General features: G+C 73.0%; 14 protein-coding genes. 5 read left to right on the forward strand and 9 right to left on the reverse strand.

Annotated features, from left to right (window positions below):
* The first annotated feature begins 2 nt into the window (after nt 1–2).
* The 3 genes from Pta02_RS34465 to pgeF all read left to right on the forward strand — a co-directional run bounded on the left by Pta02_RS34465 (nt 3) and on the right by pgeF (nt 3,594).
* Nucleotides 3–761 carry a thiazole synthase gene (locus Pta02_RS34465; RefSeq protein WP_203879192.1) on the forward strand — a complete coding sequence of 253 codons (759 nt, stop codon included), beginning with the start codon at nt 3–5 and terminating at the stop codon, nt 759–761.
* Nucleotides 762–835: 74 nt separating this feature from the next.
* A complete protein-coding gene (gene pknB, locus Pta02_RS34470) occupies nt 836–2,782 on the forward strand; it encodes a Stk1 family PASTA domain-containing Ser/Thr kinase (RefSeq protein ID WP_203879193.1) in 1,947 nt (648 codons plus the stop codon).
* A gap of 86 nt (nt 2,783–2,868) precedes the next feature.
* Entirely contained in the window at nt 2,869–3,594 is a 726-nt protein-coding gene (gene pgeF, locus Pta02_RS34475) for a peptidoglycan editing factor PgeF (protein WP_373872430.1), read from the forward strand.
* Between the two features lie 71 nt (nt 3,595–3,665).
* On the opposite strand, the gene alc is transcribed toward pgeF, so the two are convergent.
* The 8 genes from alc to Pta02_RS34515 form a co-directional block, all read right to left on the reverse strand.
* Entirely contained in the window at nt 3,666–4,619 is a 954-nt protein-coding gene (gene alc, locus Pta02_RS34480; RefSeq protein WP_203879194.1) for an allantoicase, read from the reverse strand.
* A 34-nt stretch (nt 4,620–4,653) separates the two neighbouring features.
* Nucleotides 4,654–5,973 carry an allantoinase AllB gene (gene allB, locus Pta02_RS34485; protein ID WP_203879195.1) on the reverse strand — a complete coding sequence of 440 codons (1,320 nt, stop codon included), beginning with the start codon at nt 5,971–5,973 and terminating at the stop codon, nt 4,654–4,656.
* Between the two features lie 18 nt (nt 5,974–5,991).
* Complete coding sequence (locus Pta02_RS34490) at nt 5,992–7,290, reverse strand: glycerate kinase (protein WP_203879196.1); 1,299 nt, start codon at nt 7,288–7,290, stop codon at nt 5,992–5,994.
* A 120-nt stretch (nt 7,291–7,410) separates the two neighbouring features.
* Nucleotides 7,411–9,129: a glyoxylate carboligase gene (gcl, locus tag Pta02_RS34495; RefSeq protein WP_203879197.1), complete on the reverse strand. Its 1,719-nt coding sequence runs from the start codon at nt 9,127–9,129 to the stop codon at nt 7,411–7,413.
* Nucleotides 9,130–10,002, reverse strand: a complete 873-nt coding sequence (locus tag Pta02_RS34500) for a 2-hydroxy-3-oxopropionate reductase (protein WP_203879198.1) — start codon at nt 10,000–10,002, stop codon at nt 9,130–9,132.
* 59 nt (nt 10,003–10,061) lie between these two features.
* The gene (locus tag Pta02_RS34505; RefSeq protein ID WP_203879199.1) at nt 10,062–10,853 is read right to left on the reverse strand and encodes a hydroxypyruvate isomerase family protein; all 792 of its coding nucleotides are present in this window, start codon (nt 10,851–10,853) and stop codon (nt 10,062–10,064) included.
* Nucleotides 10,850–11,245 (reverse strand): allophanate hydrolase-related protein, encoded by a 396-nt coding sequence (locus Pta02_RS34510; protein ID WP_203879200.1) that lies wholly within the window; start codon nt 11,243–11,245, stop codon nt 10,850–10,852. Before Pta02_RS34510 ends, Pta02_RS34505 begins: the two co-directional genes overlap by 4 nt.
* Nucleotides 11,246–11,451: 206 nt before the next feature.
* Entirely contained in the window at nt 11,452–12,588 is a 1,137-nt protein-coding gene (locus Pta02_RS34515; protein ID WP_239131461.1) for an MFS transporter, read from the reverse strand.
* 54 nt (nt 12,589–12,642) lie between these two features.
* On the opposite strand from Pta02_RS34515, the gene Pta02_RS34520 reads away from it, so the two are divergent.
* Nucleotides 12,643–13,440 (forward strand): AraC family transcriptional regulator, encoded by a 798-nt coding sequence (locus Pta02_RS34520; protein ID WP_203879201.1) that lies wholly within the window; start codon nt 12,643–12,645, stop codon nt 13,438–13,440.
* Here the strand turns inward: Pta02_RS34520 and Pta02_RS34525 are convergent.
* Nucleotides 13,401–13,781 carry a winged helix-turn-helix transcriptional regulator gene (locus Pta02_RS34525; RefSeq protein WP_203879202.1) on the reverse strand — a complete coding sequence of 127 codons (381 nt, stop codon included), beginning with the start codon at nt 13,779–13,781 and terminating at the stop codon, nt 13,401–13,403. The two genes, Pta02_RS34520 and Pta02_RS34525, sit on opposite strands and share 40 nt — an antisense overlap.
* A 120-nt stretch (nt 13,782–13,901) precedes the next feature.
* Between Pta02_RS34525 and Pta02_RS34530 the strand changes: the two genes are divergently transcribed.
* Entirely contained in the window at nt 13,902–14,486 is a 585-nt protein-coding gene (locus Pta02_RS34530) for a YceI family protein (protein ID WP_203879203.1), read from the forward strand.
* Nucleotides 14,487–14,547 lie beyond the last annotated feature (61 nt).

A 14,547-nucleotide genomic window follows, 5' to 3' on the forward strand; every position in this document is an offset into this window, starting at 1 on the left:
ACGTGAACGACGATCTGATCATCGGCGGGGAGAAGTTCTCCTCCCGGCTCATCATGGGCACCGGCGGAGCTCCCTCCCTGGAGGTGCTGGACCAGGCGCTCGTCGCCTCGGGCACCGAGCTGACCACCGTCGCGATGCGACGGCTGGACCCCTCGGCCCGGGGCTCGGTGCTCGACGTGCTCCGCACCCGCGGGATCAAGGTGCTGCCGAACACCGCGGGCTGCTTCACCGCCGGTGAGGCCGTCCTGACGGCCAGGCTGGCCAGGGAGGCCCTGGAGACGGACTGGGTCAAGCTGGAGGTCGTCTCCGACGAGCGCACCCTGCTGCCCGACCCCATCGAGACCTTCGACGCGGCCGAGCGGCTGGTCGCCGACGGGTTCGTGGTCCTGCCCTACATCGGCGACGACCCGGCCCTGGCGCGGCGGCTGGAGCAGGCGGGCTGCGCGGCGGTGATGCCGCTGGGTGCGCCGATCGGTTCGGGGCTGGGCATCCGCAACCCGCACAACATCGAGCTCATCGTCGAGGCCGCCGGCGTGCCGGTGATCCTGGACGCGGGGATCGGCACGGCCAGCGACGCCGCGCTGGCCATGGAGCTGGGCTGCGACGCGGTGCTGCTGGCCACGGCGGTGACCAGGGCCCAGCGGCCGGACATGATGGCCGAGGCGATGCGCTCGGCGGTGCGGGCCGGGCGGCTGGCGAGACTGGCCGGGCGGATCCCGCGCCGCCGGTACGCGGAGGCCTCATCTCCCATGAATCCCTAGCCGAACACCACGTCTCAGCATCGGTTTGGGCCGTCATCACTAGGGAATGGCAAAACGCCCGTAAACTCGGGCGGGTGGACACGACGCTAACCGACCCCCTTGTCGGGAAACTCCTCGACGGGCGTTACCGCGTTGAGTCCCGGATCGCCCGGGGTGGCATGGCGACCGTCTACCTCGCCCTGGACGTCCGGCTCGACCGCACGGTCGCCGTCAAGGTGATGCATCGATCCCTCGCCGAGGACCCCGCCTTCGTGCGGCGGTTCATCGGCGAGGCCAAGTCGGTGGCGAGCCTCTCCCACCCGAACGTGGTGCACGTCTTCGACCAGGGGACCGACGGCGACAACGTCTATCTCTCGATGGAGTACGTGCCCGGGCGCACGCTGCGCGACGTGCTGCGCGACCGGGGCAGGCTGCCCGCCCGCGAGGCGCTGGAGGTCATGATCCCGGTGCTCGCCGCCCTGGGCGCCGCGCACCAGACGGGGCTGATCCACCGGGACGTCAAGCCGGAGAACGTGCTGCTCAGCGATGACGGCCGGGTCAAGGTCGTGGACTTCGGCCTGGCGCGCGCCATCGAGTCGACCAACCAGACCCGCACCGGCGTCATGATCGGCACGATCGGCTACATGTCCCCCGAGCAGGTGGCCTCCGGCACCGCCGACGCGCGCAGCGACGTCTACGCGGCCGGGATCATGCTGTTCGAGCTCCTCACCGGCCGCCAGCCGTACGAGGGCGAGACCCCGATGTCGGTGGCCTACCGGCACGTGCACGACACCGTGCCGGCCCCCTCGTCGCTGGTGCCGGGCTGTCCCCCGCTGCTGGACACGCTGGTGGCCCAGGCGACCTCCCGCGACCCCGCGACCCGCCCGGCGGACGCCACGGCGCTGCTGGTGGCCGCTGTGGACGCGCACCGGATGCTGCCCCGGGACAGCGGGCCGATCCCGTCGGGGCCGGTCGCCTCGTTCGCGAGCGGCCCGGTGCCGGGCGCGCCGGGTGTGCCGCCCTCCCCGGCCGCGACGCCCAACCACACCCTGGTCCAGCCGCGCGCCGAGCTGCCCACCGGCCCGGCCGCCGACCTGTCGGCGCCCGAGGCGCCGGCGCGCCGGAGGTTCCGGCCGAACTGGTTCCTGGTCGGCCTGGCCGTCGTGATGATCATCGCGGTCGGCGTGACCGGCTGGATGTTCTCCCGGACGAGCACGATCAAGGTGCCGCAGCTGCTCGACAAGAACCTCACCCTCGCGGTGAGCGAGGCCAAGCAGGCGGGCTTCGTCGTCGAGGTCGGCAAGGAGGAGCACGACGAGAAGGTCACCAAGGGCAACGTGCTGAAGGTCGACCCCGTCCCCGGCACCGAGGCGGAGCCCGGCTCCAAGCTGGTCATCGTCGCCTCGGCCGGCCCCAAGCGCGTGAACGTGCCGAACGTGGTGGGTCTCAGCGAGGCCGAGGCCCGCACGAGGCTGGCCGAGTCGAAGCTGGTCGTCGACGACGTCAAGAAGCAGGCCAGCGAGACCGTGCCGCGCGGTCAGGTGATGCGGACCAGCCCGGCCGTGGGCAACCCGGTCAAGGAGGGCACCAAGGTCGACCTGATCATGAGCGCCGGCCTGCTGATGCCCGACGTCATGGGCATGCCCCGCGACGAGGCGGCGAACCTGCTGAGCAGCGCCGGGTTCACCCCCGAGTTCACCGAGCAGACCGACTCCGCGCAGCCGTGCACGATCATCGCCCAGGACCCCCGGCCCGGCCGGGAGGTCGACAAGGGGCAGGTGGTACGGCTGACGCTGTCGGCGTGCAACAACGGCGAGTGGCACTGGCCGTGGGAGAACAACGGCGAGAACGTCACCGACGAGAACGTCATCCAGATCCCGAACGTGATGTTCAAGGACGTGCGGGCCGCGCGCGACGAGCTGCGCGCGGCCGGGTTCAAGGTGAAGATCAGGAATCCCGTGAACCGTGGCCGGGTGCTGGCCCAGCGCCCGCCCGGCGGCCAGCAGAGCCCGCCCGGCACCGAGGTGACCATCTGGCACTGAGCCCTCAGCACTGAGCCCTCGGCACTGAGCCGCCGGAACCGGGCACCGGAGGGCTCCGCGGGGCTCCGGCTTGGTAGCCTCCCCCGGTGAACCGCATTCAGCTCGCCGACGGGATCCACGCCGCCTTCACCGACCGGCACGGCGGGGTGAGCGCCCCGCCGTACGGCAGCCGCAACCTCGGCGGGGGCGTGGGCGACGATCCCGGGGCGGTCGCGCGCAACCGGGACAAGACCGCAGCCGACCTCGGGGTGGACCCCGCCCGGGTGGTCATGATGCGGCAGGTGCACGGCGCCGGCGTCCGCCACGTCACCGAGCCGTTCGGGGACGACCCGCCCGAGCTCGACGCGGTCTGCACCGACGTCCCCGGGCTGGCGCTGAGCGTGCTGGTGGCCGACTGCGCCCCGGTGCTGCTGGCCGACCCGGTGGCCCGGCTCGTCGGCGGCGCGCACTCGGGACGGCCCGGCACTCTGGCGGGAGTGGTCCCCGCGCTGGTCGCGGCGATGGCCGAGCGCGGCGCCGACCCGGCCGGGATGATCGCACTGGTCGGGCCGGCCGCGTGCGGGCTGTGCTACGAGGTCCCGGCCGCGATGCGGGAGGAGGTGGCCGGGGCGGTCCCGGAGGCCTGGGCGAGCACCCGGGCGGGCACGCCCGCGGTGGACCTGCGGGCGGCGATCACCGCGCAGCTCGCCCGCGCGGGCGTCGGCGACGTCCGGCACGACGCACGCTGCACCATCGAGTCACCCGAACTGTTCTCCCACCGCAGGCAGCGCCCGACCGGCCGCTTCGCCGGATACGTCTGGCTGGAGGACTGAGCCCCGGCCCCGATCGCCCTGCCGCCGCCGATCTCCGCACCGCCCGCACCCGGCCCACGGGAAAGCCGGTCCTATGCCCCGCCGAGGAGGCCGTGCAGGCGGACGCGGGCCAGACCGCCGTCGGGGTAGATGTCGACCCGGACGTGGGTGGCGGGGCGGGCGTTCCCGATGCGGAAGCGGTGCGGGGTGTCGGGCTGCAGGCGGGTCCTCGGCAGCAGCTCGAACTCCTGCCCGTCCGCGCCGATGCCGGTGAGGGAGGCCCAGCCGGGGGCGTTGAACAGCAGGTTCCTGGTGTCGATCTCGGCGAGCTTGACCACTCCCGTGCCCGCCAGGCGGATCAGCAGCCAGTCGTTGCCCCCGTCGCGGCGGCGCGCGGTCTCCCAGCCCTCGGCCTGGTGGCGGGCCAGGCCGGGGGCGATGACGTTGTTGGGCGAAGAGTAGAACTCGTCGGAGCAGCCGGTGACCAGCGCCCCGTTCTCCAGCGCGGCCAGGTCGAGGCTCAGGCCGTCGTAGAGCGACAGGTCGGGGCGGACCTCGCCGTGCACGCGCAGCCGGGCGATGCCCCCGTCGGGGAACATGTTCAGCCGGACGTGGGTGTGGCGGCGCTCGTCGGCCACCTCGAAGAAGTGCTCGGCGTCGCCCTTGAGGTCGCTCCTGGGGACGATCTCCGTCCACTCGGCGGCCTGGAGCTCGGCGGGCGTGGGGTGGCCCTCCACCGCCGCCGCCTCCACCGAGGCGTGCGGCGGGTAGTTGCCCTTGAACCAGGCGGTGTCGATCACGACGCCGCGGATCACGCCGGGCAGGCCGAGGCGGACCAGCGCCCAGTCGTGGCCGGGCTCGCGGCGGCGGCGGGTCTCCCAGCCGTCGTACACCTGCCCCTTGGCGCCGAAGGTCTCCGCCTGGAAACCGGGGCGGCCGGGGCGGATCAGGCTCTCCTTCTCGGCGAAGGACTCGTCGTTGGCCGCGACGACGGACCCGCCGAAGGTGCGCAGGGCCAGGTCGGGCAGGCGGGTGAAATCGCTCACGGGAGAGCCTTTCTGGTAGGTGGAACGGGACCGGTCAGAGCAGGTTCCCGTGCGGGGTGTCCCGTACGGCCCGGCCGCGCAGCCAGGTGGTGCGCACGACGCCGGAGAGAGTCCTGCCGTGGTAGGGCGTGACCGGGTTGCGGTGGTGCAGGGCGGCGGCGTCCACGGTCTGGGCCGCGCCGGGGTCGAAGGCGACCAGGTCTGCGTCGTTGCCCGCGGCGATGCTTCCCTTGCCGCCCGGCCCGGGGCCGCTCCTCTTGCCGTCCAGATCGGCCAGGGCCGCCGGGGCGCCGGCCATCCAGCGCACCACGTCCCCCAGGCCGTGCCCGCGCCGGGACGCCTCGGTCCAGATGGCGGACAGGCCGAGCTGGAGGGAGGAGATCCCGCCCCAGGCGGCGGCGAAGTCGGGCACCTTCAGCTCCGGGGTGGACGGGGAGTGGTCGGAGACGACGCAGTCGAGCACCCCGGCGGCCAGGCCCGCCCACAGCTCGTCGCGGTTGGCCTCGCCGCGGATCGGCGGGCAGCACTTGAACTGCGTGGCGCCCTCGGGCACCTGCTCGGCGGCCAGCGTCAGATAGTGCGGGCAGGTCTCGGCGGTGATCCGCACGCCCTCGCGCCGGGCCTGGGCCAGCGGCTCCAGGCACAGCGCGGACGACACGTGCAGGATGTGCGCCCGCACTCCGGTCTCCCGGGCCAGCGCGATGACCCGCTCGACGGCGCGCCGCTCGGACTCGCCGGGCCGGGAGCCGAGGAACTCGGCGTAGCCGGGCCCGGCGGGGTCGGCCAGCAGTTCGGGGTCCTCGGCGTGCACGATCAGCAGGCCGTCGAAGGAGGCGATCTCGGCCATGACCGCCCGCAGCTCCGCCGCGCCGAGGGGCGGGAACTCCTCCACCCCCGAGGGGGACAGGAAGCACTTGAACCCGCGCACGCCCGCCTCGTGCAGGGGCCGCAGGTGCGCCAGGTTGCCCGGGATCGCGCCGCCCCAGAAGGCGACGTCGACCGCGCACCGGCCCGCCGCGGCGGCCCGCTTGGCCTCCAGCGCGGGCACGTCCACGGTCGGCGGCAGCGAGTTGAGCGGCATGTCCACGATCGTGGTCACCCCGCCCGCGGCGGCGGCCCGGGTGGCGGAGGCGAAGCCCTCCCAGTGGGTGCGGCCGGGCTCGTTGACGTGGACGTGGCTGTCCACGAGGCCGGGCAGCAGGGCGACGTCGCCGAGGTCCACCCGTTCGGCCGCCTCGGGGGCGGCGTCCGGCGCGTGGATCCCGGTGATCCTCCCGTCCCGTACGGCGACCGCCGCGGGCCGCTCCCCGTCGGGCAGTACGGCCCTGCGGGAGGTGATGACCAGATCGTGCATGTGTGACTCCTCGTCTCCCTACAGCGCCGCGAGACGGTCGGCCGCGAGCCTGGCGGCGACGCGTTCGAGCAGCGGACCGGCCTCGGCGATGCAGCGCTCGGGGTCGGGCTCGATGTCGGTGAGCGCGTAGGCGGCCTCGATGCCGGCCGCGCGCAGCTCCTCCTCGCCGAGGGCACGGCGGCCGCAGACGGCGACGACCGGGACGCCGGCCTTGACCGCGGCGGCGGCGACCCCGGCGGGGGCCTTGCCGCGCAGCGTCTGCTCGTCCAGCGAGCCCTCGCCGGTGATCACCAGCCGGGCGCCGTCGAGCAGGTCCCGGAAGCCGAGCAGGTCCAGCAGATACTCGATGCCGGGACGGATCTCGGCCCGCAGGAAGGCGAGGGCGGCGAAGCCCACTCCCCCGGCGGCTCCGGCGCCCGGCTGCCCGGCCACACCCATGGGGCGTACGACCTCGTCGTGCTCGATCGCCCCGACCAGGCCGTGGGTGTGCGCGGCGACGGCGGCCAGGCGGGCCAGCGCGCCGTCGAGCAGCCTCACGTCCTCGGGCGAGGCGCCCTTCTGCGGGCCGTAGACGGCGGCGGCGCCGTACGGCCCCAGCAGCGGGTTGTCCACGTCGCTGGCGACGACGAACTCGACGCCCCCGATATCCGGGAGCCCGGAGGTGTCGATCCGGTCGAGTTCGCGCAGGGCCGCGCCGCCGGGCGGGAGCTCGCCGCCCTCGGCGTCGAGGAAACGCACGCCGAGGGCGCTCATCATCCCGGTGCCGCCGTCGGTGCAGGCGCTGCCGCCCAGGCCGAGGACGACGCGGCGGGCGCCGCGCCGTACGGCGTGGGCGATCAGCTCGCCGGTGCCCCGGCTGGTCGCGGTGAGCGGGGCCAGCTCGACCCCGCCGTGGGCGGCCGGTCCCGCCCCGGAGCCCTCGGAACCCGCAGAGCTCCCGGAACCCGCGGCCGGCAGCCGCCGCAGGCCGGAGGCCTCGGCGAGCTCGATGACGGCGGTCGGTACCTCCACCGCTCCCGCGCCGGACGGGGAGGATCCCGTCCCGGCGTCGCGCCAGGCGTAGACGGCCCGGACCGGCTCGCCGACGGGGCCGGTGACCTCGACCTCGACGGGCTCGAACCCGCAGGCGACGACGGCCGCCACGGTGCCGTCGCCGCCGTCGGCGACCGGCAGCGCGACGGTGGCGACGCCCGGACCGAGGCCCGCCGCGACGCGGGCGGCCACCTCGGCGGCGGTCAGCGATCCCTTGAACTTGTCCGGCGCGATGACGACGTGCCCGGACGAGCCTGACGAAGCGGTGGTCTCAGAAGTCGGCATGAGATCACCTGACGAAACGGACAACCCTGCTCCCTGGTGGAGAATGGGCGGACACGCGCCCCTGCCCGGTGCGAGCGGGCAGGGGCGCGTGCCGGAACCCGGTGTGATGGCGCTCCATCATCACACTTGTCCGGGAACGGGTTCGAACTCCCTGACGGCGTCGATCGCCGGGCCGTGCGGGGTGTTCGCCTCGCGCTCGATCATGATCTCGACGAGCACCGGGCGGCTGGTCGCCCGGGCCTCCTTGCGCGCCCATTCGAGCGCGTCGCGGATGTCGGCGGGGTCGAGGACCCGGCGGCCGGAGCAGCCGTACGCCTCCATGATCTTGACGTTGTCGGTGCCGTACTCGTCGTAGTGGATGTCCACCTGGTAGTTCATGTCGTACGGGATCGAGGCCTGGCGGATGAGGCCCAGATACTCGTTGTTGATCATGATGAGCACGAACGGCACGTTGTACTGGGCGCCGACCGCCAGCTCCTCCACCATGTACTGGAAGCCGTAGTCGCCGACCACGCCCACGACCTCGGCGTCCGGGTCGGTGTGCTTGAGCGCCTTCTTGACGCCGATCGCCGCCGGGATCTCCCAGCCCAGCGGGCCGGCCTGGCCGCAGATCTGATAGTGCCGCGGCTTGTAGGCCTTCTGGTGCTGGCCGCCCCAGATCTGGTAGAGGCCGATCGCGGTGACGAAGTAGGTGTCCTCGCCGAAGACCTCGTTGATCTCCTTGTAGACCCGGGGGGCCTTGATCGGGACCGTGTCGAAGTCCTCGCGGCGGCCCAGGGTCGCCTTGAGGTGCCGGACCCGGCCGACCCACTCGCCCGGCCCGCGCCCCGCCCCGCGCTCCTTGGCGGCCTTGAGCAGGGCCTGCAGGAACAGCCTGGCGTCGGAGACGACGCCGAGGTCCGGCTCGAAGACCCTGCCGATCTGGGTCGGCTCGATGTCGACGTGGATGAACCTCCGCTCACCCCGGTAGACGTCGAGCCGTCCGGTGTGCCGGTCGCCGAAGCGCGCGCCCACGGCCAGCACCAGGTCGGACTCCAGGAAGGAGGCGTTGCCGTACCGCTGGGAGGTCTGCACGCCGGTGATGCCGCAGAACAGGCCGTGGTCCTCGTCGACGGCGCCCTTGCCCATCAGGGTGACCTGGACCGGGATGTTCAGGTACTCGGCCAGCTCGCGCAGCTCGTCGGCGGCCTCGGCGATGATCACGCCGCCGCCGGCCAGGATCAGCGGCCGCTCGGCGGCCAGCAGCAGGTCCAGGGCCTTCTCCACGCGCGGCGGGTGCGGCTCGACGACCGCGACCGGGAGCGGGGCGTCCAGCGCGGCGTCGTACTCGATGAGCTCCTTGGCCACGTCCACCGGGATGTCGATGAGGACCGGCCCCGGGCGGCCGGAGCGGGCGACCCGGAAGGCCTCGCGGAAGATCCAGGGGGCGGTGGCGGCCTCCTTGATCTGCACCGCCCACTTGGTGACGGGCTTGGCGATCTCCACGATGTCGACCGCCTGGAAGCCCTCCTTGTCGAGCAGGGCGGTGGCCGCCTGGCCGGTGATGCACAGGATCGGGATCGAGTCGGCGAGCGCGGTGTACAGGCCCGTGATCATGTTGGTGCCGGCCGGGCCGGAGGTGCCGATCGCGACGCCCACCCGGCCGTTGGTACGGGCCCAGCCGTCGGCCATGTGGGTGGCGCCCTCCTCGTGGCGGACGGTCAGGTGCTCGATGCCGCCGACCTCCTCCATCGCCTTGTACAGCGGGAGGATGGCCGCGCCGGGGCAGCCGAACGCCGTGTCGACGCCCTCGGACTTGAGGACCTCGACGACCGCGTTCATCGCGGGGATCTTCGCCATCTAGCTGTCCCTTCCCGAGAGGCTCTCGGTGACCTTGAGGAGCGCGGAGTGGTCGAGGCCGCCGTGCCCCTGCGCGCGGGCGGCGGCGATGAGCTGGGCGACGAGCGCGCCCATGGGGATGGCCACCTCGGCGCCGCGGGCGGCGTCGAGGATGATGCCCATGTCCTTGTGGTGCAGGTCGATGCGGAAGCCCGGCCGGAAGTCGCGGGCGAGCATCGACTCGCGCTTGATGTCGAGGATGCGGCTGGCGGCCAGGCCGCCGGCGAGCACGTCGAGCCCGGCGGAGGCGTCCACCCCGGCCGCCTCCATCAGCACGACGGCCTCGGCGACGAGGGCGTAGGTGCCGCCGACGACGAGCTGGTTGGCGGCCTTGACGTACTGCCCGGCGCCCGCGGGGCCGACCAGCTTGAAGGTCTTTCCGACGGCCTCGAAGACCGGCGTCGCGGCCTCGAAGTCCTCCTGCGAGCCGCCGACCATGATGGACAGCACCGCCTCGACGGCGCCCTTCTCGCCGCCGGAGACCGGGGCGTCCAGCACGCGCAGTCCCCGGGCCGCGCCCTCGCGGGCGAGCTTCTGCGAGGTCTGAGGGGTGATGGTGGAGAAGTCGATGTAGAGCGCGCCGGGCTCGGCGTGGTCGAGGATCTCCGGGAGGACGGCCTCGACCTGCGGGTCGGCCGGGAGCATGGTGATGACGATCTCCGCGCCCTTGACGGCCTCGGCGACTCCCGCCGCGCTCGCGCCGCCGGCGGCCCGGAGCCGGGCCATGGCCTCCTCGCCGAGATCGAAACCGGTGACCTCGTGCCCCGCCGTGACCAGGTGCCCGGCCATGGGCGAGCCCATGACGCCGAGCCCGATGAATGCGATCCTGCTCATTTGCTCTCCTCGCCCGGCGCCCGGCCGGGTGCGTTCGGGGGTTGCGTCCGGGGGTCTGGTCATGCGAGCCGGTCCAGCTCCCGCAGCCAGCCGAAGTCCGGCGCCGGATCCTTGTACTCCAGGCCGACCCAGCCGTCGTAGCCGTGCTCGGCGAGCACGCCCAGCAGGCGCGGGAAGTCCAGCCCGCCGGTGCCGGGGCGGCCCCGGCCGGGGGCGTCGGCGATCTGCACGTGGCCGATCCGGCCCGCGTACCCGGCGATCACCGCCTCCAGGTCCTCGCCCATCCGGGCCAGGTGGTACAGGTCGCACAGGAACGCCACGTTCGGCTCCCCCACCCGGTCGATCACCTCGATCGCGGCCTCGGCCGAGACCAGCGGGTAGGACGGCGACTCGTAGGCGTTGAGCGCCTCCACCAGCACCGTCGCGCCGATCCCGGCGGCGGCCCGGGCGGCGAGCGCGAGGTTCTCGGCGGCCAGCTCGTCCTGCTCGGCCGCCGGCAGCCCGGCCACGCGGTTGCCGTACAGCGCGTTGAGCGCCGTGCAGCCCAGCCGTCCGGCGATGCCGACCGCGACGTCGACGTTGTCGCGGAAGCGCGCGCTGTCGGCGGGCCGGGAGACGAGCCCGCGCCCGCCGTCGGCGATGTCGTCGGCGAAGTTGAGGCCGACGAGCCGCACGCCCGCGTCCCGGACCGCGCCGACGAAGGCGTCGACGTCCTTGTCGGACGGTACGGCCTCGGCGAACGGCCACCAGAACTCGACGCCGTCGAACCCGGCGGCCTTCACCGCGGCGGGGCGCTCCGGCAGCGGCAGGTCGGTGAAGAGGATCGAGGCGTTGACGTCGAAGCGGGTCATGAGGCCTTCTCCGTGTGGGCCGTGTCCGTGTAGGCCTTCCAGCCGCCGGACTCGGTGATGTCGTACAGCTCGGCGTGCGAGGTGCAGGGGCGGCGCAGGAGCATCGCGAACGAGGACGTGCCGTCCGCCAGCTCGATCACGCCGAGCTCCAGCTCGGGCGGTTCGGCCGGCATCAGCCGGTCACGCAGGACGTCCATCGGGACGTCGTAGAGCTCCCCCTCGATGGCGGCCCCGCCGTGCGCCACCGGCGCCAGGCCGGGGCAGCGGTCGCCCACCGAGTAGAAGCGGTACTTGGGCGCCGTGGTGGTCTCGGCCACCAGCGGGGCTCCGTCGAGCAGGTGGTGCAGCGGACCGCCACGCATGGCGCCGCCGTTGAGGAAAATCAAGGCCATCGCAGGCTCCTCCCGGGGTCGGATCGATCCGGTGGGGTGGGGCCCGTAGGTCTGCCGGATGCGGCAGCGCGGTACCTCCTCGCTCCGGCTCAGGCGGAGCGTTCAGGTGTGTGACTCAGTACACAAGCCGCCCGGCCGTCCGGTCTAGCGGCAAGACGTCCGAAGCTGCCCGGGGGCGGCGATGACAGGTTTGTGCGTTGGCACAACTAGGGACCGGCGGGTTCGCGCAGGGTCCGCAGCAGCAGCCAGCTCAGGGCGGGCATCGCGACCAGCGGCGTGAGGGCGGCCTGCAGGGAGGTGGCGTCGGCGACGGCGCCGATGAGCGGGACGCTCAGGCCGCCGACGCTGACGGCCAGGCCGAGGGTGACGCCGCCGGCGGTGCCGACGCGGGCGGGGAGATAGTCCTGGGCGAGGGTGACCTGCAGGGAGAACGGGACGTAGAGGCCGAGACAGGCCAGCGCCGTGAACAGATAGATCATCGGGCCGGGGACGAACACGACTCCCGCCACGGCGGCGACGCTGACCAGGTACGACACGCGTACCACCCGGACCCTGTCCCACCGGTCGGCCAGACGGCCGCCCAGTACGGTGCCCGCCGCGCCGCCCAGGTACAGCACGGACAGCGCCGCGGTGCCCGCCGCCGTGCCGCCGCCCGTGCGCGCCGGCACGTACAGCGCGCCGAACGTGCTCAGGCCGGCGAACACGACGGACCGGCACGTCACGGCCAGCGACAGCCGTACGAAGGAGACCATGTCCTCACGTCCCGCCGGCGACGCGCCGCCGGCCGGGCGCGCCGGCCCGCCCGGCGCGCGCAGGACGGGCAGGTACAGCAGGCTGCCGACCAGAGCCGGTACGGCCAGCAACGGCGTGAGCCGCAACCCGCCGACGGCCACGACGGCGGCCACCAGGAGCGGCGCGGCGGCGAAACCGAGGTTGCCGCCGAGGGAGAACCATCCCATCGCGGTGTGGCTCCCCTCACTGGCGATCCGCGCCACGCGGGCGGACTCGGGGTGATAGGCGGCGATCCCGATCCCGGACACGGCCGCCAGCGCCAGAGTCAGCGGATAGGAACCGCTGAGCCCGCTCAACGCCATCCCCAGTCCGGCCAGGAGCGTGCTGACGGGCAGCAGCCACGGCAGCGCCCACCGGTCCGTCAGCGCGCCGAACAGCGGTTGCGCCACCGACGACAGCAGCGAGGCGGCGAGCACGATCCCCGAGGCCGCGGCGTAGGTGTAGGCGCGCTCGGCGACCAGGAACGGCAGGAGCGCCGCCACGGCGCCCTGGTAGACGTCCACGCAGGCGTGCCCGGCCGACAGCATGATGATCGTCTTGTTCTTCGGCACAGCGGCATACTCACCGCTGCGCTCGGTGTCGTGCTTCCAATAAACTGCCGACCAATGACGGAAATCCGCCATCGGCCGCTCGCGCCGACCCATGCCCGGCAGCTGGCGTCCGGTGCCGTCATCGACGCCCACCGCCACGACGACCACCAGATCGTCTACGCCGCCCGGGGCGTGCTGGCCGTCACGACCGGCGCGGGGACGTGGATCGCCCCGGCCACCCGCGCCATCTGGGTGCCGGCCGGGACCGTCCACTCCCACCAGGCCCACGGCGAGCTCGAACTGCACCTGGTCGGCCTGCCCGCCGCCGACAACCCGCTCGGCCTGCGCGAGCCGGCCGTGCTGAGCGTCGCCCCGCTGCTGCGCGAGCTGATCCTGGCCTACACCGGCGCCCCGCACGACGACGGCCCGGAGCGCGGGCGGCTGCGGGCCGTGCTGCTCGACCGGCTGAGGGTCTCGCCCCAGCAGCCGCTGTACCTGCCCACCCCCGCCGATCCGCGGCTGCGGGCGCTGTGCGCGATCGTGCGCGCCGACCCCGCCGACAACCGCACTCTGGCCGCCCTCGGCGGACAGGTCGGCGCGAGCGAGCGGACGCTGTCGCGGCTCTTCAGGGCCGACCTCGGCATGACCTTCCCGCAGTGGCGCACCCAGCTGCGGCTCCACCGCGCCCTGATCCTGCTGGCCGAGGACGTCCCGGTGACCGCCGTGGCGCACCTGTGCGGCTGGTCGTCGGCCAGCGCGTTCATCGACGTCTTCCGCCGCGCCTTCGGGCACACCCCGGGAGCCTCCGGGCTCAGTCCGGGGACACGGCGGCCTCAGACGTGGACCTCCGGACGGCCCTCGCGGGCGTCGTAGGCGGCGCGGGCGGCGTCGATCTCGTCGAAGTGGTCCTCGACCCAGCCGAGGAAGGAGGACACCGTCCCGACGAGCTTGTCTCCGATCGGGGTCAGCTCGTACTCGACGTGCGGAGGCATCACCGGATACATCGTGCGCCTGACGATGCCGTCGCGTTCGAGGCCGCGCAGGGTGACGGTCAGCATGCGCTGGCTGATGCCCTCCACCGCGCGCTTGAGCTCGGTGAACCGCTTCGGCCCTTCGCTCAGGGTGAAGACCACGTACATCGACCACTTGTCCCCGACGCGGTCGAGGATCTCCCGCCCGCGGCAGCCCATGGCGGTGTAGGCGTGGCTCTGCATAGTTACCCCCAGGTGCCCATGTACAGAAAAAGTGCCTTCTTGCCGGGTGTCGGTGCCGCCCCGCACGATGAAGGCAGTTCCCGAAAGGAACACGGTTACGTATCGGAACCAGGAGACATCATGACCACAACGGCTGTCCAGATCCCCGGCTACGTCGTCGGGACGTGGGAGGTCGACCCGGTCCACTCGTCGGTGGGCTTCGTCGTCCGCCACCTCGGGATCACCAAGGTCCACGGGCGCTTCAACGACTTCGAGGCCGAGATCGTCACCCGTCCCGACCCGCTGGAGTCGAGCGTGTCCGCGAAGGTCGGGCTCGCCTCGGTCGACACCGGCAACACCGGGCGGGATGAGCACCTGCGCTCCATCGACTTCCTCGGTGTTGAGGAAAATCCCTACTTGACCTACCAGTCAAGCATTATATCGCTCGACGAGGACGGATTCGTGCTCGACGGCGAGCTGACCCTGAAGGGCGTCACCAGGCGGGTCCCGCTCCGGCTGGAGGTGCTCGGCTTCGGTCCCGACCTGTTCCTCCCCGACCCGGAGAAGGGAACCCGCGTCGGCTTCTCCGCCACCGCCGAGATCGACCGGCGGGACTTCGGCGTCACCTTCAACATGCCCCTGCCGGGAGGGGGCGTGGCGCTGGGCAACAAGGTGCAGATCCAGCTGGACATCCAGGCCGCGCTGCGGGCGGGGGGAGTAGTGTGAGGTAGTGGATCGTCGCATCTTCGGACTTGAGAACGAGTACGGCGTCACCTGCACCTTCAGA

The organism is Paraplanobispora takensis (assembly GCF_016863195.1).
GTDB lineage: Bacteria > Actinomycetota > Actinomycetes > Streptosporangiales > Streptosporangiaceae > Planobispora > Planobispora takensis.

Bases quoted from the DNA above. Each gene is read 5' to 3' on its own strand.
- Pta02_RS34505 (WP_203879199.1), bottom strand. From the start codon at position 10,853: ATGACCCGCTTCGACGTCAACGCCTCGATCCTCTTCACCGACCTGCCG.
- Pta02_RS34490 (WP_203879196.1), bottom strand. From the start codon at position 7,290: ATGCCGACTTCTGAGACCACCGCTTCGTCAGGCTCGTCCGGGCACGTC.
- Pta02_RS34500 (WP_203879198.1), bottom strand. From the start codon at position 10,002: ATGAGCAGGATCGCATTCATCGGGCTCGGCGTCATGGGCTCGCCCATG.
- Pta02_RS34530 (WP_203879203.1), top strand. From the start codon at position 13,902: ATGACCACAACGGCTGTCCAGATCCCCGGCTACGTCGTCGGGACGTGG.
- Pta02_RS34520 (WP_203879201.1), top strand. From the start codon at position 12,643: ATGACGGAAATCCGCCATCGGCCGCTCGCGCCGACCCATGCCCGGCAG.
- allB (WP_203879195.1), bottom strand. From the start codon at position 5,973: ATGCACGATCTGGTCATCACCTCCCGCAGGGCCGTACTGCCCGACGGG.
- gcl (WP_203879197.1), bottom strand. From the start codon at position 9,129: ATGGCGAAGATCCCCGCGATGAACGCGGTCGTCGAGGTCCTCAAGTCC.
- Pta02_RS34525 (WP_203879202.1), bottom strand. From the start codon at position 13,781: ATGCAGAGCCACGCCTACACCGCCATGGGCTGCCGCGGGCGGGAGATC.
- Pta02_RS34510 (WP_203879200.1), bottom strand. From the start codon at position 11,245: ATGGCCTTGATTTTCCTCAACGGCGGCGCCATGCGTGGCGGTCCGCTG.